Source organism: Cellulomonas sp. JH27-2, assembly GCF_014837175.1.
In the GTDB taxonomy this organism is placed as follows: Bacteria; Actinomycetota; Actinomycetes; order Actinomycetales; family Cellulomonadaceae; genus Cellulomonas.
Window position 1 is genome coordinate 98,030 of the sequence record NZ_JACYFR010000003.1, and the last position, 22,664, is coordinate 120,693.

Genomic DNA, 22,664 nt, shown 5'->3' on the forward strand with positions numbered 1-22,664 from the left:
TGCTCTTTCTGGTTCGGGCTCAGCGCAGGAAGGCGGCGGCGACGCCGGAGTCGACGGGCACGTGCAGCCCAGTCGTCTGCACCAGGTCAGGGCCGGTCAGCGCGAAGACGGCCGCCGCGACGTGCTCCGGCAGGACCTCCTTCTTCAGGAGCGTGCGCTGCGCGTAGTACTCGCCGAGCTTGTCCTCCGCGACGCCGTAGACGGCCGCACGCTTGGCGCCCCATCCACCGGCGAAGATGCCGGACCCTCGCACGACGCCGTCGGGGTTGACGCCGTTGACGCGGATGCCGTGCTCGCCGAGCTCTGCGGCCAGGAGGCGCACCTGGTGTGCCTGGTCGGCCTTGGTCGCGGAGTACGCGATGTTGTTCGGCCCGGCGAACAGGGAGTTCTTGGACGCGATGTAGACGATGTCGCCACCCATGCCCTGGGCGACCATCGCGCGGGCCGCCTCGCGCGCCACCAGGAAGGAGCCTCGGGCCATGACGTCGTGCTGCAGGTCCCAGTCCTTCGTCGTCGTGTCGAGCAGCGGCTTGGAGATCGACAGACCGGCGTTGTTCACGACGAGGTCGACGCCACCGAACGCGAGAGATGCCGCCTGGATCAGGGCTGCGACCTGGTCCTCGTCCGTGACGTCAGCCTGGACGGCGACGGCCACGTCAGGACCACCGAGCTCGTCAGCGACTGCCTGGGCGCCCTCGAGGTTCAGGTCGGCGATGACGACGCACGCGCCTTCGGCCGCCAGGCGCTCGGCGATCGCCTTGCCGATCCCCGAACCGGCGCCGGTAACGACGGCGACGCGGGTCGCGAGCGCCTTCGGCTTCGGCATCCGCGCCAGCTTCGCCTCCTCCAGCGCCCAGTACTCGATCCGGAACTTCTCGGACTCCTCGATCGGTGCGTAGGTGCTGATGGCCTCGGCGCCGCGCATCACGTTGATCGCGTTGACGTAGAACTCCCCGGCGACGCGTGCGGTCTGCTTGTCCTTGCCGAACGAGAACATCCCCACGCCTGGTACGAGAACGATCGCCGGGTCGGCCCCGCGGATCGCAGGGCTGTTCGCGTCTGCGTTGCGGTCGTAGTACGCCTGGTAGTCCTCGCGGTAGGCGGCGTGGAGCTCGTGCAGTCGCGCGACGACGTCCTCGACCGGGACCGTGGCGGGCAGGTCGACGACCAGCGGCTTGACCTTCGTGCGCAGGAAGTGGTCCGGGCAGGAGGTGCCGAGCCCGGCAAGACGTGCAAGCTCCGTGCGGGCGGTGAAGTCCAGCACGACGTCGGCGTCCGTGAAGTGGCCGACCTGCGGCTTGTCGGTCGAGGCGAGCCCACGGATCACGGGCGCGAGCGCGGCGGCACGTGCGCGACGCTCCTGCTCGGGCAGCGCCTCGAACCCTGCGCGGACCGCGCCGAACGGGTGCTCGGCGAGGTGGGCGGCCTTCTCGTCGATGTACGCCTCGGCAGTGCGGATGATCCACAGCGACCGCTGCTCCGCCTCGTCGGACGTGTCGCCCCAGGCGGTGATGCCGTGCCCGCCGAGGATGCAGCCGACTGCCTGCGGGTTGGCCTCCTTGATGGCGGCGATATCGAGGCCGAGCTGGAAGCCGGGGCGGCGCCAGGGCACCCATACGACGGCGTCCCCGAAGATCTCGGTCGTGAGCTTCTCGCCGTCGGCCGACGTCGCGATCGCGATCCCCGCGTCGGGGTGCAGGTGGTCGACGTGCGCCGCGTCGACGAGCCCGTGCATGGCCGTGTCGATGGACGGGGCGGCACCGCCGCGGCCGTGCAGGCAGTAGTCGAACGCAGCGACCATCTCGTCCTCGCGCTCGACGCCCGGGTAGGTGTCAACGAGCGCGCGCACGCGGTCGAGGCGCAGGACGGCCAGGTTCTTCTCTGTCAGCGTCCCCAGGTCACCCCCCGAGCCCTTCACCCAGAGCAGCTCGACGTCGCCGCCCGTGACGGGGTCGACCTCGACGCCCTTCGCGGAGGTGTTGCCCCCGGCGTAGTTCGTGGTGCGCGGATCGGCGCCCAGGCGGTTGGAGCGGGCGACCAAGGACTGGACCGCGGGGTTCGACATCGGTGTCTCCCAAAGAAGTGAATGAATCGATTCAATCTTAGGAACAAGCGACGCTGCGGGTCAAGGCGAGGCCGGCACAGAGGGCCGCGGTCGGATCCGGCGTTCGAGGAGTTCGGGCGGGCGCGTCCGGTCCGTAGGCTGAGGCTGCAGGTCGTTCCGGGATAGACGCGGCTGTCCGACCAGGTCAGCTCCACGGTCTCGCCGGCCGGCACGTCCGTCTGGCGTCGCGAGCTCCGGCCGTGCTCGTACCGGACGTCCGTGAGGTCGACGGGGAGCGGCTGGTAGGGGATCGATGCCGTCACGACGACCGCAGCAGGTCGCGCAGGTCGACGGGGACGCGGCCGGTCAGCCGCTCGACCGCGTCGGTGACCGCGGCCAGCTCGCCTGCGGCGATCGCGGTGTAGGTGGAGACCCAGGCGTCGAGCTGCCAGTCCGGGGCGTCGTACTGCCGGCGGGACGCATACGCCTCGTCGACGGTCTCGCGGTGGTACGTCGTCGGGCGGCCCGTGACCTCGGTGATGATCGCCGCGGCCTCTTCGAGCGTCAGCGCCGCGGGGCCTGTCAGGTCGAAGGTCTGCCCGGCGTGGTCGTCGGGCGCGGCCAGGACTGCGGCGGCGCTGCGGGCGACGTCGGCGCGGGCGACGGCCCCGACGCGCCCGTCGCCGGCGGGGCCACGGATGACGTCGTCGGGACCGGCGAGCGCGGGCAGGAAGTCCAGGTAGAACGAGTCGCGCAGGAACGTCCACGCCATCCCGCTGCCGCGGAGGTGCTGCTCGGTGGCCCAGTGGTCGCGGGCCAGGGTGAACGTCGCATCGGGCGATGCGCCCAGGAACGACGTGTAGACGACGTGCCGGACGCCCGCCTCGGCGGCCGCGTCGACGAAGGTGCGGTGCTGCTGGAGCCGGTCGGCACTCTCCGCGGCCGAGACCATGAGCAGCACGTCGACGCCGCGGAGGGCGCGCGCGGCGGCGGCCCGGTCGCCGTAGCCGGTCTGCGCGACGTCCGCGGCGAGGTCGGGTGCGCGGGACGCGTCGCGCACGACGAGACGCAGGTCAGCCGGCGTACCCGCGAGGTGCTCCGCGACCGCTCGACCGACGTTCCCGGTCGCGCCGGTGATCGCGATGGTAGTCATCGGCCCAGTATGCGGCGGTGGGCTCGCGGGATGCGCTCGCTGCGCTGAGCATCGCGTGACGCTACGACGCATCGCTCTGCGTTTGTCGGCGTGATGCGAACAATCACAGCGCGGTGGTCGGCGTCGGAGTCAGCGCGGGTCGGCCGGGCAGGTCGGCGGCGCGGGGTCGGCGGCTCACGTGGGGGCACCGTCGGCGGTGACCGTCAGGCGACGGTCCGGGTCCAGGCGGGTCAGGATGTCGAGGCAGAGCGACGCGAGGCGGTCGACGCCGCCGTCGTCCAGGCCGTCGAGGACCATCGTGCGGACGGCGTCGTCGTACAGCGGGCGGGCGGCCTCGTAGGCGGCGGTGCCCGCGTCCGTGAGCACGGCGTTGGTCGCGCGCCCGTCCTGCTCGCACGGCGCGCGCAGCACCAGGCCCTTGCGCTCGAGGCCGGAGACCACGCGGGACAGCCGCGGCAGGGTCGCGTTGGTGCGGGAGGCCAGGGCGGACAGGCGCAGGCGGTGGGAGTCGGCTTCGTGCAGCGCCTCGAGCAGCGTGAGCTCGAACGACGTCAGGCCCGTGCCGGCGAGCCGTCGGTCCAGGGCGGTCGGCAGCAGCTCGAGCAGCGCGTGCAGGCGCGCGACCGCGACGCGTTCGTCGTGCTGGAGCTCCGTCATGTCGCCCATCCTACGCGTAGGTTGCACCTACAAGTAATGGGTGTTAGTTTCAGGTACAAGCAAACGACGAAGGGACGCATCATGGCCGGCTTCACGATCATCGGTACGGGCAACATGGGCAGCGCGATCGGCGGGATCTTCGCCGCGGGCGGTGCCGACGTCACCCACGTGAACACGTCCGACGCGGGCAAGGCGACGATCGCGGGCGACGTCGTCGTCCTCGCTGTCCCGTACCCCGCGCTCGACGCGATCGTCGAGGCCTACGGCGACCAGCTCGCCGGCAAGGTCGTCGTCGACATCACCAACCCGCTGAACTTCGAGACGTTCGACTCCCTCGTCGTTCCCGCGGGTAGCTCCGCTGCCGCCGAGCTCGCGGCCAAGCTGCCCAGCAGCAGGGTCCTCAAGGCGTTCAACACCAACTTCGCCGCGACGCTCGCGAGCAAGCAGGTCGGCGGGCTCCCGACGACGGTCCTGGTGGCCGGCGACGACGCGGACGCGAAGCAGGCGCTCGTCGACGCCGTCGTCGCGGGTGGTGTGGCCGCCCTGGACGCCGGCATGCTGGCTCGCGCACACGAGCTCGAGGCCCTCGGCTTCCTGCAGCTCACCCTCGCGGTGGGCGAGAAGGTCGCATGGACCGGCGGCTTCGCCGTCGCCCGCTGACACCACTGAACCACGCTGGAGAGACCATGACCGACGACCGCATCCTCGCCGCCGACACCTCGATGGGCGCCGTGACCCTGCGGGTCGGCGACCTCGAGCTCATGTCCGACTACTACGCACGCGCGTTCGGCATGGCGCCGCTCGAGGAGCGCACCCGCGAGCGTGAGGTGCACCGCGTCCTGGGGCGCGGGACGACGCCGCTCGTGCGGCTGGTGCACACGCCGGACCTGCCGGGCGTCGACCCCCGACAGGCCGGCCTGTTCCACACCGCCTTCCTGTTCGAGGACGCCCCCGCGCTGGCGGCGACCGTCTACCGCGCGGCCCAGGACCGTCGCGGCCAGTTCGTCGGCTCCAGCGACCACCTGGTCAGCGAGGCGTTCTACTTCACCGACCCGGAGGGCAACGGCGTCGAGCTCTACACCGACCGCCCGCGCAGCGAGTGGACCATCACCGCAGGTCAGATCGCGATGGCGACCGAGTACCTGGACCCGAACCTGTACCTGCAGGACCACCTGACGCAGGAGACGTTCGACGCGGGACCCAGCCGCGCGGGCGTCGTCGGGCACGTCCACCTGCAGGTGGGCGACGTGCCGACGGCCCGCGAGTTCTACGTCGACGCGCTCGGCTTCGAGGCGACCGTGACCGGGTACCCGGGCGCGCTGTTCGCGTCGGCCGGCGGGTACCACCACCACATCGCGATGAACACGTGGAACAGCCGCGGTGCCGGTCCGCGGGCCGCCCGCCTCGGCCTCGGGGACGTCGCGATCACCGTTCCGACGGCCGGCGAGATCGAGGCGCTGGGTGCCCGGCTGCGCGCGCGGAACATCGACTTCGCGGGGGACGGCCGGTCCGTCGTCGTGCGCGACCCGTGGGGCACCCAGGTCACCATCGCGCTGCCGGACCTGACCACCGACGAGCTGCTCGCGCGCTGACCCGGGCCGCCTGTGCCCGGTCGTCGGTTGCCGTGGCTCGGTAGTCGACCTTCCTCGAGGTAGTCGATTGCAACCGACTACCTCGAGGGCGACCCGACTACTGGCCGGGACCGACCACGCCGCCCCGAAGGGCTCCGCCGCACCGGCGCTGCGAGGCTTCAGCTGCGGGCTGCCTCGCGCAGCGCGCTGACCGCGCCCGTCGACCACAGCGCGAGAGCGACCAGAACCGGCTGGAAGAACAGGCGGACCAGGCGCTTGGTGTCGGTGTCGAGCCCGAAGCCGTCCTTGTGCTCGAGCCACTGGCCGATGTTGCCGGGGAAGATGACGACGAAGAACGCGGCGGCGACCAGCCCGACGGCCACCTTCCACCGCGCCAGCGTGACCAGTGCCGCGCCGAGCGTGATCTCGACGGCTCCGGAGACCAGGACCGTGAGGTCGGCGTCGACCGGGAACCAGTCGGGGACCTGCGCCTGGAACTCGTCGCGCGCGACGGTCAGGTGGGTGACGCCGGCGAACACGAGGCCGGCGCCCAGGCCGATCCGGGTCAGCGTGCGGGGCAGTGACGTGGGCGGGGACGGGCGCGTGAGGACGGACAGATCCATCGGGCGATCGTCGCACCCGCACGGCGCGTCGGCGCGGTGAAGGATTTCGCGCCCGCCGGCGTCGTCGTTCCGCTAGGTTGCCGACCGACGACGACGAAGGAGCGACGTGGACCCGTTCACTGCTGTACCCGCCTTCATGGCGGTGATGTTCGCCGTCTTCGGCGTGTTCTTCGTGGCCGTCGTCGTGCTGATCGTCGTCTCGACGCGCCGCAAGTCGCGTGTGCTGCGGGATGCGGGGATGGACCCGCTCGCGGCCGACGCGCAGATGATGGTGGCCGCGCGTGACAGCCGGTGGATGGCGCCCGAGCCCGCCGTCAAGACGATCGAGCAGCGGCTCGCGGAGATCGACGACCTCGAGCGGCGCGGCGTGATCGACCGGGCCGAGCGGTCGGCGGCGCGGGCGCGGGTGCTCGGCGAGGCCTGAGCTCCGGGGAGGAGCGGATGTCGTCGTGAGCATAAAGACGACTGATTCGGTCCAGTATTCGAGATCCGCCCCGACCTTCGTTGACAGGGCGGTGGCACCTTCCTAGATTTCCCGACATCGGCAGTCCGGTTTTGAGTGTCGATGCTGGTCACGAGTTCCGACGTGTAGCCCCGGCTGGTCGGACGGCAACCCTCCCGCGCGGCGGGGTGCCCCGGGTGAGGACCAGGTCCGGCGGCGTCGTCGTCGGGCAAGCGCGCACGGCGTCTCCGGACGCCACGACACGGACAGGAGACGGCAGATGGCGACGAACCTCACGCAGGTGCGCCTCGTCATGCCGTCGGCCCGTCCCGCACCCGGCGCAGCCGCCGGGCGAATGTGTTGTCGCACGGCCCAGCTCTGTCGCTGAGCACGCCCTCGGCGCGGAGCGAGCGGCCCTGAGCCGGCTCCGGCGCCCCCGCTGATCCCGCGTCCTCGACGCCGGGCAGCACCGCGCCTCGCGCGCCACCCCGGCGAGCCCACCTCGTCGTCCCCTGCAGCCTGTCCGTCGTTTCCCTGAACGGAGCACCCCCATGTCCCCGCACGCCCCGAACAACCTCACCGCCCTGCACGGCCCGACCGCCCTCCACCTGGGCGTCGACCTCACGGACGCCGGCGCCCACCCCGCCGCGTGGCGCACGTCCGGCTCGCAGGCGGCGCGGTTGTTCGACGTGGACCGCCTGGTCGCACTCGTCGCGACGGCCCAGCGCGGCCGGCTCGACTTCGTCGCGTTCGACGACGGCTTCTCGCTGCAGCCGCACGAGCGGGGGGTCCGCGGGCGGCTCGACGCGGCGCTCGTCGCGTCCCGCCTGGCTCCCCGCAGCGCGGGCATCGGCCTGGTGGCGACCGTCGACACCACGCACACCGAGCCGTTCCACGTCTCCAAGGCGCTCGCGACGATCGATCACGTCAGCAGCGGGCGCGCGGCCTGGCAGGTCGCGTGGTCCACCGAGCAGGCGGCGGCATCGGCGTTCGGCCGCAAGGCCCCGCGCGATGCGGCGGACGCGATCGAGCAGGCCGACGAGGCCGCCGACGTCGTCGGCCGGCTCTGGGACTCGTGGGAGGACGACGCGGAGATCCGCGACGTCGCCACGGGGCGGTTCGTCGACCGCGACAAGCTGCACCACGTCGACTACGAGGGCATCCGGTTCGCCGTGAAGGGTCCGTCGATCACGCCGCGCCCGCCGCAGGGGCGCCCGCCGGTGGTGGTGCGGGCGGACGAGGACGGGGAGATCGAGCTGGCCGGCCGACGCGCCGACGTCGTCCGCGTGCACGCCCGCACCCTGGAGGAGGCCCGCGACAAGCGCACGCAGGTGCACGACGCGGCCCGTGCCGCCGGCCGCGACCCGCGCGACGTGATCGTCCTCGTGGACGTCTTCGTCGTGCTCGCCCAGCAGGAGGCCGCGGCCGAGTCCCGGCTCTGGCTGCTGCAGGACCTCGAGGGCGTCGAGTGGCAGACCGACTCGCTCACGCACGTCGGCACGCCCGCCGCCCTGGCCGAGACCGTCGCGCAGTGGGTGAACGCCGGCGCCGTCGACGGCTTCCACGTGCGGCCGGCGTCGCTGTCCACCGACCTCGACCTGTTCGTCGACGAGGTGGTCCCCGCGCTGCAGGAGGCGGGCCTCTTCCGCACCGAGTACCCGGGCAGCACGCTGCGCGACACGCTCGGCCTGCACCGCCCCGCCAACGTCTACGCCGCCGCGACGGCCTGAGGGACGGGCGACGATGGCGCGCAAGCAGATCCACCTCGGCGTCCACTTCCCCGGGGTCAACAACACGACCGTCTGGACCGAGCCCGACTCCGGCAGCCAGATCGACTTCGCCTCGTTCGAGCACCTGGCCCGCCGGGCCGAGGACGCCAAGCTCGACTTCTTCTTCCTGGCCGAGGGCCTGCGCCTGCGCGAGCACAAGGGCGCCATCCACGACCTGGACGTCGTCGGCCGTCCCGACACGCTGCCGCTGCTCGCGGCGCTCGCGGCGGTCACCGACCGGATCGGCCTGGCCGGCACCATCAACACGACGTTCAACGAGCCGTGGGACCTGGCCCGCCAGTTCGCGACCCTTGACGTGCTCTCCGGTGGCCGGGCCGCGTGGAACCTCGTGACCAGCTCGGACGCCTTCACCGGCGAGAACTTCCGGCGCGGCGGGTACCTGCCGTACGCGGAGCGGTACGCGCGCGCCGGTGAGGTCGTGGACGTCGCGCGGGCGCTGTGGGACTCGTGGGACGACGACGCCGTCGCGGCTGATGCCGACGCGGGGCAGTTCCTGCGCCCCGGCTCGGTGCGGCCCGTCGATCACCACGGCGCGCACGTCGACGCCGAAGGCACGTTCACGACGCCGCGCGGACCGCAGGGCCACCCCGTCCTGTTCCAGGCGGGCGACTCCGCGGACGGCCGCGACTTCGCGGCAGCGACCGCGGACGTCGTGTTCTCGATGCACTCGACGTTCGACGCGGGCCGCACGTTCTACGACGACGTCAAAGGCCGGCTGGCCACGTACGGACGATCGCGCGACTCGCTCAAGATCCTGCCCGCGACGACCGTGGTGCTGGGGGACACGGCCGACGAGGCAGCCGAGCGGGCGCGCATCATCAGGCGGCAGCAGGTCTCGCCGCAGACGGCGATCGCGTTCCTGGAGCAGGTGTGGGGCGTCGACCTGACGGCCTACGACGCCGAGGGACCGTTGCCCGACGTCGAGCCCGACGTGGACGGCGCGAACATCACGCGCGGACGTGTGCGCCACATCAAGGACCCGCGTCCGGTGGTCGCGCAGTGGCGTGAGCTCGCGGCCGCCCACGGGTGGAGCATCCGCGAGCTGGTCATCCAGGTGACCTCGCGCGGCGGTTTCGTCGGGACGGCTGCGCAGGTGGCCGACGAGATCGACCGGTACGTGCAGGAGGACGCCTCCGACGGCTTCATCCTCGTGCCGCACCTGACGCCGCACGGCCTGGACGACGTGCTGGACACGGTGGTCCCGCTCCTGCAGGAGCGCGGCTCGTTCCGCACCGAGTACAGCGGCACCACCCTGCGCGACCACCTCGGCCTCGCCCACCCCGACCTCGCGCGCGGGCTTCGTCCCGCAGCCGTCGCCGGCTGACACGACCCCTCTCGGCAGGAGACCCCATGAGCACCGCCACGTTGGAGACGACCGATCCCGCGCTGCTGCACGAGCAGTGGCACGCCGAGCGCGAGCGCGCCCTGGCCACCGAGCACGGGTGGCTGACGCTCGTCGCGCTGCACTGGTTGGCCGCGCGGCCGACCGCGCTGGCCGGGCTGCCCGGTCGCTGGTCGGTGGACGCGGACGGCGCCGCCCGTGTCGCCGCCACGCCGGAGGACCGGCTGGAGCGCGACGGTGTTCCGCTGGACCTGCAGGCGAGTGTGCGGGTGGACGAGGGCAAGTCGTCGAGCGAGCTGGCCTTCACGGCGCACGACGGGACGCTCGTCGTCGTCGAGGTCATCCGCCGCACGGGCCGGACCGCGCTGCGCGTGCGGGACCCGCGCGCTGTCGCGCTCGCCGGGTTCACGGGCGTACCCGTCGGCCCGTACGACGCGTCCTGGGTGCTGGACGTGCCCGTGCGCTGGTACGACGAGCCACGGCCGGTGACCGTCGGCGCCGCGCAGCCCGGGCTCGTGCACCAGGTGACGGCCGTCGGTGAGGTCACGCTCGAGCGTGACGGCCGGTCCGCGACCGTGGTGCTCACGGCGGCCCATGACGGGCAGGTGGCGCTCCTGTTCTCGGACGACTCGGCCGACGTGGCTCCGTGGCGCATCGTCGTCGTGCCCGCCGGCCCGACCGACGCGACGCTGCGCATCGACCTCAACCGTGCCGTCAACCTGCCGTACGCGTTCAGCGACCACGGCACGTGCCCGGCGCCCGTGCCGGGCAACCACCTGCCGTTCGCGGTCCCCGCCGGTGAGCGTCGCCCGGAGCGTGCGTCGTGACCGCGACGACGTTCGAGGTCCGGACCGTCGGGCTCGGCGACCCGCTCGTCAGCCCGCTGCTGTCGGAGCTCGCGTACGAGTACGCGACGCGGTACCGCGACCTCCTGGACGCCGACGAGCTGCGCGCCGAGCTCGAGGCCTACCCGGCCCACGAGCTCGCGGCGCCCGACGGCGACCTGGTGGTGCTGCTCGACGACGGGGAGCCCGTGGCCGGCGGTGCGTTCCGGCGGCGGACCGAGCCGGAGCTCGGTGACGTCGAGCGCCTCGCCGAGCGGCACGTCCGGCACACCGACGGCACGCCCGCGGTCCCGACGGCCGAGCTCAAGCGGATCTGGACGTCGTCGACCCGCCGACGGCAGGGGCTCGCGCGCCGCGTCCTCGTCGAGCTGGAGGCCCGCGCCGCGGCGGCCGGGTACGCCCGGCTCTACCTGACCACCGGCCCGCGCCAGCCCGAGGCCGTGGGCCTGTACCTGTCCGCCGGGTACACGCCCCTGTTCGACACCGAGGCGGACCGCACCGGTCCGCTGCCCTTCGAGAAGTGGCTGAGGACGTCATGACCATCATCTCCGCGCGCCCGTCGGCCCCCGCCGCGACGTCGGGCCCACCCGCGTCGACGCACCTCACGTCCGCCGAACGCCGCGCCGAGCTCGAGAGCCTGCGCGTCCTGCCGGCCCGGCACCCCGGGCGGTGGGTCGCGACGGCCGTCGTCGCCGTGCTCCTCGCCATGGTCGTGAACTCGCTGGTCACCAACCCGCACTGGGACTGGGCCGTGGTGGGCAAATACCTCACGTGGCCGTCGATCCTGTCCGGGGTCTGGGGCACCATCCGCCTGACGGTGGCCGCTGCGGCGATCGGGTTCGGGCTCGGCACGGTGCTGGCGCTCATGCGGCTGTCGCGTTCGCCGCTGCTGCAGTCGGTCGCGTGGCTGTACGTGTGGGTGTTCCGCTCGGTGCCGCTGATCCTGCAGCTGCTGCTCTGGTACAACCTCGCGTACCTGTACCCGACGCTGTCGTTCGGCATCCCGTTCGGGCCGTCGTTCACCGACGTGGAGACCGGGTCGATCGTCGGGAAGTTCGGGGCCGCGATCCTGGGACTCGGCCTCTCGCAGGCCGCGTACTCCTCGGAGATCGTCCGCGCCGGCATCCTGGGCGTCGACCAGGGTCAGCACGAGGCCGCCGCCGCTCTCGGCATCCCGCGGGCCCGGCAACAGTGGCGCATCGTCCTGCCGCAGGCCATGCGCACCATCGTCCCGACGTCCATCAACGAGATCATCGGCCTGCTCAAGGGCACCTCGGTCGTCTACGTGCTGGCGTACGGCGAGTTGTTCTACACCGTCGGCGTGATCTACGGCCGCAACCTCAAGGTGGTCGCCCTGCTGCTCGTCGCGGGCATCTGGTACCTGATCCTGACGACGGTGCTGACCGTTGCGCAGTTCTACCTGGAGCGGTACTACGCCCGCGGCGCGCTGCGCACCCTGCCGCCCACGCCGCTGCAGAAGGCGCGCTGGACGGCGCTGACCGCGTGGGCCGGGACCACCGGGAGGCCCGTGTCATCCGCGGTGCCCGCCGGATGGTCGTCGGGCAACCGGGGCGGCCACCTGTTCCGCACCGCGCGCTCTCCGCGCCCCACGGAAGGGAGCGGACTGTGAGCGCGGCAGCGACCGGCGGACTCGTCGAGGTCCACGGCGTGCGCAAGAGCTACGGCACGCTCGAGGTCCTGCACGACGTCGACCTCGTGGTCCCGCCCGGCGGCGTGACCGTCGTCATCGGGCCGTCGGGCTCGGGCAAGTCGACGCTGCTGCGGGTGGTCAACCACCTGGAGAAGGTGGACCGCGGATTCGTCGCGATCGACGGCACGCTCATCGGCTACGCGCGGCGCGGTGAGACGCTGCGCGAGCTCAAGGAGAAGCAGATCCTGCGGCAGCGGACCGAGATCGGGTTCGTGTTCCAGTCCTTCAACCTGTTCCCGCACCTCACGGCGCTGGAGAACGTGGTCGAGGCGCCGGTCTCCGCGCAGGGTCGTCGACGCTCCGAGGTCGAGGCGGAGGCGCGCGAGCTGCTGGCCCGCGTCGGCCTGGCCGACAAGGCCGACGCCCGGCCCCGCCAGCTGTCCGGCGGGCAGCAGCAGCGCGTCGCCATCGCCCGCGCGCTCGCCACCCGGCCCAAGGTGCTGCTGTTCGACGAGCCGACCTCCGCGCTCGACCCCGAGCTCGTCGGCGAGGTGCTCGACGTCATCAAGGACCTGGCCCGCGGCGGCACCACGATCCTGCTCGTCACGCACGAGATCGGGTTCGCCCGCGAGATCGCCGACCAGGTCGTGTTCATGGACGCCGGCCGGATCGTCGAGCAGGGCACGTCCGCGCAGGTGCTCGACAACCCCACCCACCCCAGGACCCGAGCGTTCCTCGACAAGGTCCTGTAGCCCCACCCACCCATCAGGAGAGGCACCACCATGCACCGCACCATCGACCACCGCCGCAGCAGGCTGCTCGCCGCTGCCGTCGTCCTCCCGCTGCTCGCGGGGCTCGCGGCCTGCTCCTCGGCCGCGGCCGACGGCGACGGCGACGGCGACAGCGACCTGCAGTCCGCCGCCAAGAAGGCCGGTCTCCAGGTCAACACGAGCCCGGACCAGGACCGCATCCACACCACCGAGGACCCGGAGGCGATCGCGCTGCTGCCCGCGGAGTACAAGGACAAGGACACGCTCAAGGTCGCGGTGTCGGCGTACGTCGCGCCGCTGGCGTTCCTGGCCGACGACGAGAAGACGCCGATCGGCAACGAGCCGGACATCGCGCAGCTCGTCGCCGACGCGCTGGGCAAGAAGCTCGAGCTCGAGGTCACGGCGTGGGCGGACTGGCCGCTCGCGCTTTCGTCGGGCAAGGTCGACGCGATCGTCTCGAACGTGACCGTCACCGAGGAGCGCAAGGAGACCATCGACTTCTCCTCCTACCGCAACGACCAGCTGGGCTGGCTCGTCACGACGAGCAACAAGAAGGTCCCGGCGACGATCACGAAGCCCGCGGACATCGCCGGCCTGACCGTGGCCGTCGGCTCGGGCACCAACCAGGAGAAGATCCTGCTGGCCTGGGACAAGGAGAACACCGACGCGGGCCTGAAGCCGGTGAAGATCGAGTACTTCGAGAACGACGGCGACACGATCCTGGCGCTCAAGTCGGGTCGCATCGACACGTCCTTCGGGCCCAACGCGACCGCCGCGTACAAGGCCGCCGTCGAGCCGGACGAGTTCAAGGTCATCGGCACGCTCAACGGCGGCTGGCCCGACACGGCCCAGATCGCCGTCGGAACCAAGAAGGGCAACGAGCTGGCCCCCGCCGTCACGGCCGCGCTGAACCACGCGTTCAAGGACGGCTCCTACACCAAGGTGCTCGAGCGCTGGGGCCTGACGGCCGAGGCGATCGACGCGTCGCAGACCAACCCGCCGGGACTGCCGAAGTCCTGACCTCGTGACCGCTGCGCCGGCCGGACCCCCGGGGGTGGTCCGGCCGGCGCGGCACCTTGCGAAGGGAACATTCATGCACGTCGACCACGTGGTCGTCGGTGGCGGCGTCGTCGGGTCGGCGGCCGCCTGGCGGCTCGCCGCGCGCGGGCGCGACGTGCTGCTGCTCGAGCGCTTCGGTCCGGGCCACGCGCACGGCGCCTCGCACGGGTCCGCGCGGATCTACCGGAACACGTACGCGGCCGACGACTACCTCGACCTGGCCCAGGAGGCCCTCGGGCTCTGGCGCGGGCTGGAGGCGGAGACGGGGGCGTCGCTGCTGACCGTCACCGGTGCCGTGAGCCACGGCGCCGGGCGCGGCGACCTGGAGGACATCACCGCGGCCTTCGACCGCCGCGGCATCCCGTACGCGTGGCTCACCGCGCAGGAGGCCGACGAGCGCTGGCCGGGGATGCGCTTCGAGGGGCGCGTCCTGCACGAGCCGGTCACCGCCGGCCGGTTGGACGCGGACGCGTCGGTGGCCGCGCTGCAGGCCGCTGCCGTCGCGCGCGGGGCCGTCGTGCGGCACGACACCGAGGTGCTGGCGGTGCGCGAGCGCTCGAACGGCGTCGTCGTCGAGACCTCGCACGGGACGGTCCATGCCGGGAGCGTCGTGGTCGCCGCAGGGGCCTGGACGTCGCGGCTGCTGTCGCCGCAGATCTTGCTGCCTGCGCTCGTCGTGACCCAGGAGCAGCCCGCGCACTTTGCGCTGCGGCCCGGCGTCGGCGCCGACTGGCCCGCGTTCACGCACCAGCCCGCCGAGCCGCACCCGTGGCCGTCAGGCACGTACGGCCTGGTTGCGCCCGAGGGTGTGAAGGTCGGGTTCCACGCCGTCGGTCCCGTCACGGACCCGGACCGGCGCACGTACCAGCCGGAGCCCGGCCAGCTCGCGGCCCTGCGCCGCTACGTCGAGCAGTGGCTCCCCGGCGCCGACGCGGACCGGCTCGAGCCCGTGTCCTGCACCTACACCTGCACGCCCACCCACGACTTCGTGCTCGACCGGGTCGGGCGGGTCGTCGTCGCGGCCGGGTTCTCCGGGCACGGCTTCAAGTTCGCGCCTGCCGTCGGGCGGCTGCTCGCGGACCTGGCCACCGACGACGACGTCCGCACATCCCGCCGCTTCGCGCTGCGCCGCCGCGCCGGCGTCCCCGCCTGACTTCCCCCATCCGCACCCTGAGGAGAACGCCATGACCCTGACCATCGACGAGGCCGCCATCTCATCCGGCACCGCCTCCGCCCCCGCGGACGGCCGCGTGCCGCTGTCGATCCTCGACCTGGCCGTGGTCGGCGAGGGCAGCACGGGCGCGGACGCGATCCGGGCCAGCCTGGACCTGGCCGTCGAGGCGGACCGGCTGGGCTACCGCCGCGTCTGGTACGCCGAGCACCACCTGGCGCCAGGGGTCGCGTCGGCGTCGCCGGCCGTGCTCGCGGCGCTCGCGGCGGCCCGCACGACGAACATCCGCGTCGGATCGGGCGCGGTGCTGCTCAGCACCACGAGCCCGCTGGTCGCGGCCGAGCAGTTCGGTGCGATCGCTGCGGCGCACCCGGGCCGCGTCGACCTGGGCCTCGGGCGCGCGTTCACACCGCCGCCCACGTCGTCCGGTGCCCCGGCGCGTCGCGTGGAGCCCACGCCGGCCCGCGTCGTCGACGGCCTGCACGTGCCCGCCAGCCCGCCGTTCGACTACAACGACTCCGAGCTGCGCGAGCGGTTCCTGGCGCACGCCCGCGTCCTGGCCACCGGCCGGCAGTCCGCCGACTTCCGCTCCGAGCTCGAGGTGGTGCTCGCGCTGCGGGCGGGCGAGCTGCAGGCGGAGGGGCGCCCGTTCGTCTCCCCGCCCGTGCAGCACGCCGACCTGGACCTGTGGGTGCTGGCCAGCAGCGGCGGCGAGAGCGCCCGGGTGGCGGGCGAGCTGGGCCTGCCGCTGGCAGCGAACTTCCACGTCAGCCCGTCGTCGATCGTCGAGACCGTCGCGTCCTACCGGGCGGCGTTCCGCCCCGGCGTTCTGGCGCAGCCGTACGTCACGGTGTCCGTCGACGTGCTCGCGGCGGACACCGATGCCGAGGCGGAGCGCCTCGCCGACGGCTTCGCCGACTGGGTGCTGTCCATCCGCCGCGGCCCGGGCGCGTCGACGTACCCGCGGCCCGGCACGTCGTCGGCGCTGTCCGACGCGGACCGGGCGCTGGTGCGGGACCGCCTGGAGACGCGCGTCGTCGGCGGTCCGGCGACCGTCGTCGATCGCCTCGCGGTGCTCCAGCGCGCCACGGGCGCCGACGAGCTCTTGGTGACGACCCAGACGCACGACCCCGCGGACAGCCGCTGCTCGTTCGCCCTCCTGGCCGACGCCTGGTCCCTCACCCCGGCCCCCGCCGCGCGCACCCGCTGACGGTGAGCGCGCCCCAAACGCATCGAGCGCACCCGATCCAACAGGTGCGCTCGCTGCGCAAGGGGCGCGCTCGGTGTCGTCAGAGGGCGGAGTGGTCGCCCAGGCGGTGGTAGGTGCGGTCGTGGTAGACGAGCGGGGACGGGGTGTCCAGGCCGTCGCGGTGCGCGCACTCGGTGGGTCGGCGGACGCTCGACGACAGCGCCTCGACGGAGACCAGGAAGCTGGAGCCGACGGGCACGCGCTGCAGGATGCGGCCGCGGACCCAGGACAGGGCGCCGTCGATGACGGGCTCGCCGGTGGGCAGCACGCTCCAACCGCCGGCGGCGAACCGGTCGATGCCGCTCGTCGCGAACCGCGCGGAGACGTCGTCCTGGTGGTGGGCCAGAAAGCTGAAGGTCAGCGTGCGGGCGCGCTGGACCGCGGCCCACGACGAGGAGGTCGCGGCCAGCGAGAACGCGAGCAGCGGCGGCTCGGCCGAGACCGAGATGACGGACGTGGCGGTGAAGCCGACCGGGCGGCCTGTGGCCTCGTCGTGCAGCGCGACGACCGCGACGCCGGCGGGGTGGCCACGGAACACGGCCTTGTAGTCGTCGGGGGACAAGGTCGGGTCGGTGTCGTCGAGCGCGTCGAACCTGACCTCCGGCTGCGCGGTCATCGGGTGGCTCCCACGAGCTCGTCGGCCTGCAGATCGATGGCGACGGCGCGCCGCAGCGCGTCACCGCCTCGGGCGAGCCACGTGTCGACGGCGTCGTCGAGCGCGGCCAGGTCCGGCTCCGTCAGGACGAGCGAGCGGGTGGGGACCACCGCGCCGAGCTCGACGAGCACGGGCCGCAGGTGCACCTCGCCGACCAGCGCGTGCGCCGGAGAGCCGGCCACCACCACGGGCACGACGACGACGCCGCCGAGCCCGTCCGGGCCGTAGAGGTCGAGGAACGCCTTGAGCAGGCCCGTGAAGGACGCTTTGTGGACCGGGGTCGCGATCACGGCCACGTCGGCGGCGGCGAGCCGCGCGCGGGCCTCGTCGGCCGTCGGGTGCTCGGCGGTCAGGATCTCGCCGGCGAACGTCGCGAGGTCGACGGGCTCCGAGAGCTGCCCGCCGACGAGCCCGGCGACCGCGTGCCCGACGCGCTCGGCCGCGCCCAGCGTGCGGGAGCCGGGGCGGGGGTTGCCCGCCACGACGACGACGGATGGTGTGCTGCTGCCCATGACTGCTGCCTCTCGATCGGTTCCTCGCGGGCCTGCTCCGGTGCCCGGGGGAACGGTCTAGCAGCGGATCAGTATTTTCGTACCGATCCAGTCGTATATCTCGGATGGTGGACGCGCCCGCGACCGGTCGTGGTCGCGGGCGCGCCGCCCTCAGGCGAAGAACGTGCGGAGGTCGGCGGCGACGTCGTCGGGAACCTCCATCGCGGCGAAGTGACCGCCGCGCTCGTGCTCCGACCAGTGCGCGATGCTGGTGTTGTCGCGCTCGGCGAGCGAGCGGATGGTCTGGAAGTCGTCGCGGAAGACCGCCACGCCGATCCGGGCGTGGCTCACGACAGGCTCCGCGCCAGCGCGCTGCGCCTCGTAGTAGTAGCGCGCGGCCGAGCCGTAGGTGTTGGTGAACCAGTAGAGGCTCGCCTGCGCGAGCACCTGCTCAGGGGTCAGCAGACTGGTCCCGTTGCCGAAGCTCTCCAGGAGCTCGCTGTACGCCAGCACGCCGACGGGAGAGTCCGCCAGCGCCGCGGCGATCGTCTGCGGGCGCGACGCGTTCATCGCGTTGTAGCCGCCGACGGACTGGAACCACTGCATGTGCTCGAGCGCGGCGTACTCCTTCGGGCCGAAGCCGGCGAACTCGCTCGGGTCGCCCGACGGGAACGAGAACAGCTGCAGGACGTGCGCGCCCAGGAAGCCCTCGGGCTCCAGAAGGGTGAGCTCGCGGGCGACGAGCGCACCCGCGTCGCTGCCGTGCACGCCGTAGGAGGAGTACCCGAGCTCGCGCATCAGCGCGTCGTACGTCGTCGCGACCCGCGCCATCGTCCAGCCGGTGTCGACGACGGGCGTGGACCAGCCGAAGCCCGGCATCGAGGGGACGACGACGTGGAACGCCTCCTGCGCGCTGCCGCCGTGCGCCTCGGGGTCCACGAGGCGGTCGATCAGGTCGATGTAGTCGAGCACCGAGCCCGGGTAGGTGTGCGCCAGCAGCAGCGGCGTCGCGCCCTCGACGGCCGAGCGGACGTGCAGGAAGTGGATGCGCTGCCCGTCGATCTCGGCGACGAAGCCCGGGTGCGCGTTGATCCGCGCCTCGACCTCGCGCCAGTCGAAGGCCTTCCACCGCTCGACCATGTCGCGCAGGTAGGACTCGGGCGTGCCGTACTCCCACGAGTCGCCCGGGACGGCGGGTGCGAAGCGCGTGCGCTCGAGGCGGGCGTGCAGGTCGTCGAGCTCGGACTGCGGGACGTGGACGGTGAAGGGCGAGATGTTCACGGTGACCTCCTGGTTGTCTTCCTGCTGGTGAGAACGACGTTAGAGGCCTGTGCGGAACAGTTGATTCCTGATATACCGACCAGATGAAATCCACCTCACGCCGGCTCCTCGAGGTGCTCGGACTGCTGCAGGCACGCGCCGACTGGACCGGCCCGGAGCTCGCTGCCCGGCTCGGGGTCACCGACCGCACCGTGCGGAACGACGTCGCCCGGCTGCGCGAGCTCGGCTACCCCGTGCACGCGACGCGCGGGCGCGAGGGGCGCTATCGCTTGGGTGCGGGCGCCAAGCTGCCACCGCTGCTGCTGGACGACGAGGAGGCGGTGGCGGTCGCCGTCGGGCTGCGCACGCTGACAGGCGTCGCCGGGTTCGAGGAGAGCGGGGCGCGTGCGCTCGCGAAGCTCGAGCACGTGCTGCCCGACCGGCTCCGCCGCCAGCTCGTCGCGCTGCGCGACGCGACCAGCGCGGGACCCGCGAACACCGACTCCAACGTCGAGGACCCGACCGTGGCCCCGGCCGTGCTCACCGAGATCGCGGCCGCGATCCGCGACCACCGCGGGCTGCGCGCGTTCTTCCGCGACGACGAGCGCATCGAGATCGAGCCGTACCGGGTCGTCGGTTGGCAGCGGCGCTGGTACGTCGTCGGCCGCGACCCCGGGACGGGGGCCTGGGCGCCGTACCGCGCCGACTGGCTCACGCTGCGCACGCCGGGTGGCCGGCCGTTCCGTCCGGTCGACTTCCCCGGTGACCTGACCGACTTCGTCGTCCGTGAGGTGGCGCGCACGGGCTGGGCCGTGCACGCGCGTCTGGTGATCGAGGCCTCGGCCGACGAGGTCATCGCCCGGATCAACCCGACCGTCGGGACCGTCGAGCCGCTGCCCGACGGGCGGGCCGTGCTGATCACGGGCGGCGACAGCCTGGAGGTCGTCGCGGTCTGGATCGGGATGCTCGGCCTGGACTTCACGGTCGAGTCCCCGCTCGCGCTGGCCGAGCATCTGCGCGCGCTCGCGGCCCGATACACCGCCGCCGCCGCCTCAGTTGGCTGACTCCGCGCGTGGGCCCGTGCGCTTCACCACCCACGCGTTGATCGCGTACAGCACCACGCCGATCGCCAGCAGGATGCCGGCGCGGAGGTACACCGACGCCTCGCGGCCGGTCAGCGGTGAGGCGAGCACCAGCGACACGACGGCCCCCGCGACGGGAGCCCAGGTGGGCGCGCGGAACGACTTCTCGCTGTCGCCCTCGATCTTCTCGTCGTCCTCGTCGGGCACCTTGCGCAGCACCAGGACGGAGATGTTGACGACCGCGAACACCAGCAGCAAGAGCAGCACGGTCGTGTCCGCGAGCCCGGCCAGGTCGCCCGTCGCGACCAGCGTCATCGCGATCAGGACGGTGAACGCGATGGCCACGTACGGCGTCTGCCGCCGGGCGCCCACGCGGCCGAAGATCGCGGGCACGATGCCCTCGTTCGACATCCCGTAGACGAGCCGCGACGCCATGATCATGTTGATGAGCGCTGTGTTGGTGACGGCGAACAGCGCGATGAGCGCGAACAGCTTGGGCGGGAACGTCAGCCCGGCCACCTTGACCACCTCGAGCAGCGGCCCCGTCGACTCGGTCAGCGTCTCGGTGTCGACGAGCATCGACGTGGTGAGCGCGACGCCCAGGTAGATCAGGCCCGCGATGATCAGGCCGCCGAACAGCGCGCGCGGGAAGTCGCGGCGCGGATGGCGCGTCTCCTCGGCGAGGTTGACCGAGTCCTCGAACCCGAGCAGCGCGTAGAAGGCCAGGCCCGTCGCACCCAGGATCGCGATCCACGGGGTGCCGTCCGTATCGACCTGCATGGTGCGCGACGGGTCGCCGTCGCCCTGGATCAGCGCGAACACGCCGATGGCCAGGATGACGATCAACCCGGACGCCTCGATCAGCGTCAGCACGACGTTGACCTTCACGGACTCGGAGATGCCGATGACGTTGACCGCCGTGATGACCAGCAGGAAGAACCACGCCGCCAGCAGCGTCGGCACGCTGATGAACTCGGCGAGGTAGTCGCCCCCGAACGCCCGCGCTGCGGCGCCCGCGCTCGTGATCCCGGACATCAGCACCGCGAACGCGACGATGAACGTGAAGAACGGCTTCCGGAACGCCTTCTGCGTGTACAGCGCCGCTCCCGCGGCCTGCGGGAATCGTCCGACGAGCTCTGCGTACGCGGTCGCCGTGAGCGTGGCCAGCACGAACGCGCACACGAACGGGATCCAGATGGCCCCGCCCACCTCGCCGGCGACCTTGCCCGTGAGCGCATAGATCCCCGCGCCCAGGATGTCGCCGACCACGAACAGCAGCAGCACCTTGCGCCCGATAGCCCGCCGCAGCGTGGGGCTGGACTCGGTCTGGGTCGTCTCCGTGCTCATCGCCGTACCTCCGCGCCGCCGCCGGGGTTCCTGGGTGCAGACAGTGTGTTCCCTGTGCGCGGATCGCGCTCGTCGGGCGCGTGGGGTCCTCGCTGCCTACGCTCGACCTCTCTCGACCAAGGAGGAGCGCATGAGGGGCAAGGTCGCATTCGTCGCCGGAGCGGGGCTCGGCTACCTGCTCGGCACCCGGGCCGGGCGGGGCCAGTTCGAGAAGATCAAGGCCTGGGCCGACGACGTCTGGCACGACCCGCGCGTCCAGGGCTACGTCGCCGACGCGCAGGCGCAGGCCACCCAGTTCGCCAAGGACCAGGGCGCGGTGCTGCGGGACAAGGCGTTCGAGGCCGCGAAGCAGGCGATGACCGGCACGCCGGCACCGTCGTCGCGTCCCGTCGACCCCGACGAGATCATCCTCGAGCCGCTGCCCGACGACCTGGACCCGAACGCGCGCCGCTTCTGAGGCTCGACGCTTCTGAGGCTCGGGGCGCGCGCGGAGGGCGCGTCCCGCGCCGCCGGGCCTCAGTGCTCGTCGAGCAGGTCCTCCAGGGCCTCGCGCAGCTCGGGGTGACGGAAGGTGAACCCGGCGTCCGAGAGCGTCGTCGAGACGGCACGCCGTCCGGTCAGCCCGAGGGCGGGGTCGGTGCGCAGCACGAGGGCCCCGACCCGCACGGCCCACTCCGGCGTCGGTGGTGCCGCCCGCCTGTGCACCACGGACCGCAGGGTCGCCATCAGCTCGGCGTTGCGGACCGGATGCGGTGCGGTGGCGACCAGGACGCCGGACGGCGGCCCGGCCGCGGGGAGCTCGAGACCGGCGGCGTGGTCGTCGAGAGCCCAGTGCGCGATCCGCAGCCAGTCGTCGACGTGCAGCCAGCTGAACCACTGACGCCCGCTGCCCACACGTCCACCGAGCCCCCACCGTGCGAGCCCGGCCAACCTGCTCAGCGCCGGGGTGTCGCGATCGAGCACGATGCTGGTGCGCAGCACCACCATCCGGTCCGCGCGGGCACCTGCGGTCGCGGTTTCCCAGGCCGTGGCGACACCGGTCATCTGCGGCGGCCCGTCGGCAGGGACGCGGGTGTCCTCGGTGATCGTCGATTCACCGGCGTCGCCGAACAGCGCCAGGGTGCTGGCCTGCAACCAGGCGACGGGGGGTGTGTCGACGCGTTGCGAAGCCTCGACCAGCGCGCGGGTGGGCTCGACCCGCGACCGCGTGAGCAGCGCGATGTTCTCCGTGGTCGGGCGGCGGTCCACCAGCTCGCCCGCCAGGTTCACGACGGCAGCGCCGTCGAGCTCGGACGCCCACGCACCGACCGTTCGTCCGTCCCAGACGACCTGCCGGTCGGGGCTGTCCCGGACGCGGCGCGTGAGCACGACGACGTCGTGGCCCTGCGCCACCAACGACCGGCACAGCGCGCGCCCGAGCGCCCCGCTCCCACCCGCGACCACGACCTTCACGGTGGCGAAC

23 protein-coding genes and 1 riboswitch are annotated in these 22,664 nt (G+C 72.7%); of the genes, 14 read left to right on the plus strand and 9 right to left on the minus strand.

Translation table 11 applies throughout. The features are described 5' to 3' along the window. Positions 1-19: 19 nt before the first annotated feature. The 3 genes from IC607_RS09520 to IC607_RS09530 form a co-directional block, all read right to left on the minus strand. Entirely contained in the window at positions 20-2,065 is a 2,046-nt protein-coding gene (locus tag IC607_RS09520; RefSeq protein ID WP_191787157.1) for a bifunctional aldolase/short-chain dehydrogenase, read from the minus strand. Between the two features lie 298 nt (positions 2,066-2,363). Then, the gene (locus tag IC607_RS09525; RefSeq protein WP_191787158.1) at positions 2,364-3,197 is read right to left on the minus strand and encodes an SDR family oxidoreductase; all 834 of its coding nucleotides are present in this window, start codon (positions 3,195-3,197) and stop codon (positions 2,364-2,366) included. Between the two features lie 174 nt (positions 3,198-3,371). Beyond that, positions 3,372-3,854, minus strand: coding sequence for a MarR family winged helix-turn-helix transcriptional regulator (locus tag IC607_RS09530; protein ID WP_225224812.1), 483 nt, complete (start codon positions 3,852-3,854; stop codon positions 3,372-3,374). An 81-nt stretch (positions 3,855-3,935) separates the two neighbouring features. On the opposite strand from IC607_RS09530, the gene IC607_RS09535 reads away from it, so the two are divergent. After that, the gene (locus IC607_RS09535) at positions 3,936-4,514 is read left to right on the plus strand and encodes an NADPH-dependent F420 reductase (protein ID WP_191787160.1); all 579 of its coding nucleotides are present in this window, start codon (positions 3,936-3,938) and stop codon (positions 4,512-4,514) included. 26 nt (positions 4,515-4,540) lie between these two features. Beyond that, complete coding sequence (locus tag IC607_RS09540) at positions 4,541-5,446, plus strand: VOC family protein (protein ID WP_191787161.1); 906 nt, start codon at positions 4,541-4,543, stop codon at positions 5,444-5,446. Positions 5,447-5,604: 158 nt separating this feature from the next. Here the strand turns inward: IC607_RS09540 and IC607_RS09545 are convergent, their stop codons facing one another. After that, positions 5,605-6,048, minus strand: a complete 444-nt coding sequence (locus tag IC607_RS09545) for a hypothetical protein (RefSeq protein WP_191787162.1) — start codon at positions 6,046-6,048, stop codon at positions 5,605-5,607. 106 nt (positions 6,049-6,154) lie between these two features. On the opposite strand from IC607_RS09545, the gene IC607_RS09550 reads away from it, so the two are divergent. The 10 genes from IC607_RS09550 (at position 6,155) to IC607_RS09595 (ending at position 16,328) form a co-directional block, all read left to right on the plus strand. Further along, positions 6,155-6,472, plus strand: a complete 318-nt coding sequence (locus tag IC607_RS09550) for an SHOCT domain-containing protein (protein ID WP_191787163.1) — start codon at positions 6,155-6,157, stop codon at positions 6,470-6,472. 146 nt (positions 6,473-6,618) lie between these two features. Next, positions 6,619-6,732: riboswitch (SAM riboswitch) on the plus strand. A gap of 309 nt (positions 6,733-7,041) precedes the next feature. Continuing rightward, complete coding sequence (locus tag IC607_RS09555) at positions 7,042-8,220, plus strand: LLM class flavin-dependent oxidoreductase (protein WP_191787164.1); 1,179 nt, start codon at positions 7,042-7,044, stop codon at positions 8,218-8,220. Positions 8,221-8,233: 13 nt separating this feature from the next. Continuing rightward, positions 8,234-9,604, plus strand: a complete 1,371-nt coding sequence (locus tag IC607_RS09560) for an NtaA/DmoA family FMN-dependent monooxygenase (protein ID WP_191787165.1) — start codon at positions 8,234-8,236, stop codon at positions 9,602-9,604. Positions 9,605-9,630: 26 nt separating this feature from the next. Beyond that, positions 9,631-10,449, plus strand: a complete 819-nt coding sequence (locus IC607_RS09565; protein ID WP_191787166.1) for a DUF1684 domain-containing protein — start codon at positions 9,631-9,633, stop codon at positions 10,447-10,449. Next, the gene (locus IC607_RS09570; RefSeq protein ID WP_191787167.1) at positions 10,446-11,006 is read left to right on the plus strand and encodes a GNAT family N-acetyltransferase; all 561 of its coding nucleotides are present in this window, start codon (positions 10,446-10,448) and stop codon (positions 11,004-11,006) included. The genes IC607_RS09565 and IC607_RS09570 overlap by 4 nt, the downstream gene beginning before the upstream one ends. Next, entirely contained in the window at positions 11,003-12,097 is a 1,095-nt protein-coding gene (locus tag IC607_RS09575; RefSeq protein ID WP_191787168.1) for an amino acid ABC transporter permease, read from the plus strand. The genes IC607_RS09570 and IC607_RS09575 overlap by 4 nt, the downstream gene beginning before the upstream one ends. After that, positions 12,094-12,870 carry an amino acid ABC transporter ATP-binding protein gene (locus IC607_RS09580; RefSeq protein ID WP_370526117.1) on the plus strand — a complete coding sequence of 259 codons (777 nt, stop codon included), beginning with the start codon at positions 12,094-12,096 and terminating at the stop codon, positions 12,868-12,870. The genes IC607_RS09575 and IC607_RS09580 overlap by 4 nt, the downstream gene beginning before the upstream one ends. A gap of 30 nt (positions 12,871-12,900) precedes the next feature. Then, a complete protein-coding gene (locus IC607_RS09585) occupies positions 12,901-13,908 on the plus strand; it encodes an ABC transporter substrate-binding protein (protein WP_191787170.1) in 1,008 nt (335 codons plus the stop codon). Between the two features lie 73 nt (positions 13,909-13,981). Beyond that, on the plus strand, positions 13,982-15,100 hold the full coding sequence (locus IC607_RS09590) for an FAD-dependent oxidoreductase (RefSeq protein WP_191787171.1): 1,119 nt from the start codon (positions 13,982-13,984) through the stop codon (positions 15,098-15,100). A 31-nt stretch (positions 15,101-15,131) separates the two neighbouring features. Continuing rightward, entirely contained in the window at positions 15,132-16,328 is a 1,197-nt protein-coding gene (locus IC607_RS09595) for an LLM class flavin-dependent oxidoreductase (protein WP_191787172.1), read from the plus strand. Positions 16,329-16,407: 79 nt separating this feature from the next. Here IC607_RS09595 and IC607_RS09600 read toward each other — a convergent pair whose 3' ends face one another. From IC607_RS09600 to IC607_RS09610, 3 genes are all read right to left on the minus strand, one after another. After that, positions 16,408-16,983: a flavin reductase family protein gene (locus tag IC607_RS09600; protein ID WP_191787173.1), complete on the minus strand. Its 576-nt coding sequence runs from the start codon at positions 16,981-16,983 to the stop codon at positions 16,408-16,410. Continuing rightward, positions 16,980-17,534: an NADPH-dependent FMN reductase gene (locus IC607_RS09605; RefSeq protein ID WP_191787174.1), complete on the minus strand. Its 555-nt coding sequence runs from the start codon at positions 17,532-17,534 to the stop codon at positions 16,980-16,982. Before IC607_RS09605 ends, IC607_RS09600 begins: the two co-directional genes overlap by 4 nt. 150 nt (positions 17,535-17,684) lie before the next feature. Beyond that, a complete protein-coding gene (locus tag IC607_RS09610) occupies positions 17,685-18,794 on the minus strand; it encodes an epoxide hydrolase family protein (RefSeq protein WP_191787175.1) in 1,110 nt (369 codons plus the stop codon). 83 nt (positions 18,795-18,877) lie between these two features. On the opposite strand from IC607_RS09610, the gene IC607_RS09615 reads away from it, so the two are divergent. Then, entirely contained in the window at positions 18,878-19,837 is a 960-nt protein-coding gene (locus IC607_RS09615) for a YafY family protein (RefSeq protein WP_191787176.1), read from the plus strand. Here IC607_RS09615 and IC607_RS09620 read toward each other — a convergent pair. After that, positions 19,826-21,202: an APC family permease gene (locus tag IC607_RS09620; protein ID WP_191787177.1), complete on the minus strand. Its 1,377-nt coding sequence runs from the start codon at positions 21,200-21,202 to the stop codon at positions 19,826-19,828. The two genes, IC607_RS09615 and IC607_RS09620, sit on opposite strands and share 12 nt — an antisense overlap. 130 nt (positions 21,203-21,332) lie before the next feature. Between IC607_RS09620 and IC607_RS09625 the strand changes: the two genes are divergently transcribed. Continuing rightward, positions 21,333-21,659, plus strand: a complete 327-nt coding sequence (locus IC607_RS09625; RefSeq protein WP_191787178.1) for a YtxH domain-containing protein — start codon at positions 21,333-21,335, stop codon at positions 21,657-21,659. 59 nt (positions 21,660-21,718) lie between these two features. On the opposite strand, the gene IC607_RS09630 is transcribed toward IC607_RS09625, so the two are convergent. Then, entirely contained in the window at positions 21,719-22,654 is a 936-nt protein-coding gene (locus tag IC607_RS09630; protein ID WP_370526118.1) for an epimerase, read from the minus strand. Between the last annotated feature and the right edge of the window lie 10 nt (positions 22,655-22,664).

What these genes read in the sequence shown, in the direction of transcription:
- IC607_RS09520 (WP_191787157.1), bottom strand. Translation starts at nt 2,065, where the DNA reads ATGTCGAACCCCGCGGTCCAGTCCTTGGTCGCCCGCTCCAACCGCCTG.
- IC607_RS09525 (WP_191787158.1), bottom strand. Translation starts at nt 3,197, where the DNA reads ATGACTACCATCGCGATCACCGGCGCGACCGGGAACGTCGGTCGAGCG.
- IC607_RS09530 (WP_225224812.1), bottom strand. Translation starts at nt 3,854, where the DNA reads ATGACGGAGCTCCAGCACGACGAACGCGTCGCGGTCGCGCGCCTGCAC.
- IC607_RS09535 (WP_191787160.1), top strand. Translation starts at nt 3,936, where the DNA reads ATGGCCGGCTTCACGATCATCGGTACGGGCAACATGGGCAGCGCGATC.
- IC607_RS09540 (WP_191787161.1), top strand. Translation starts at nt 4,541, where the DNA reads ATGACCGACGACCGCATCCTCGCCGCCGACACCTCGATGGGCGCCGTG.
- IC607_RS09545 (WP_191787162.1), bottom strand. Translation starts at nt 6,048, where the DNA reads ATGGATCTGTCCGTCCTCACGCGCCCGTCCCCGCCCACGTCACTGCCC.
- IC607_RS09555 (WP_191787164.1), top strand. Translation starts at nt 7,042, where the DNA reads ATGTCCCCGCACGCCCCGAACAACCTCACCGCCCTGCACGGCCCGACC.
- IC607_RS09560 (WP_191787165.1), top strand. Translation starts at nt 8,234, where the DNA reads ATGGCGCGCAAGCAGATCCACCTCGGCGTCCACTTCCCCGGGGTCAAC.
- IC607_RS09565 (WP_191787166.1), top strand. Translation starts at nt 9,631, where the DNA reads ATGAGCACCGCCACGTTGGAGACGACCGATCCCGCGCTGCTGCACGAG.
- IC607_RS09575 (WP_191787168.1), top strand. Translation starts at nt 11,003, where the DNA reads ATGACCATCATCTCCGCGCGCCCGTCGGCCCCCGCCGCGACGTCGGGC.
- IC607_RS09585 (WP_191787170.1), top strand. Translation starts at nt 12,901, where the DNA reads ATGCACCGCACCATCGACCACCGCCGCAGCAGGCTGCTCGCCGCTGCC.
- IC607_RS09590 (WP_191787171.1), top strand. Translation starts at nt 13,982, where the DNA reads ATGCACGTCGACCACGTGGTCGTCGGTGGCGGCGTCGTCGGGTCGGCG.
- IC607_RS09595 (WP_191787172.1), top strand. Translation starts at nt 15,132, where the DNA reads ATGACCCTGACCATCGACGAGGCCGCCATCTCATCCGGCACCGCCTCC.
- IC607_RS09600 (WP_191787173.1), bottom strand. Translation starts at nt 16,983, where the DNA reads ATGACCGCGCAGCCGGAGGTCAGGTTCGACGCGCTCGACGACACCGAC.
- IC607_RS09605 (WP_191787174.1), bottom strand. Translation starts at nt 17,534, where the DNA reads ATGGGCAGCAGCACACCATCCGTCGTCGTCGTGGCGGGCAACCCCCGC.
- IC607_RS09615 (WP_191787176.1), top strand. Translation starts at nt 18,878, where the DNA reads ATGAAATCCACCTCACGCCGGCTCCTCGAGGTGCTCGGACTGCTGCAG.
- IC607_RS09620 (WP_191787177.1), bottom strand. Translation starts at nt 21,202, where the DNA reads ATGAGCACGGAGACGACCCAGACCGAGTCCAGCCCCACGCTGCGGCGG.
- IC607_RS09625 (WP_191787178.1), top strand. Translation starts at nt 21,333, where the DNA reads ATGAGGGGCAAGGTCGCATTCGTCGCCGGAGCGGGGCTCGGCTACCTG.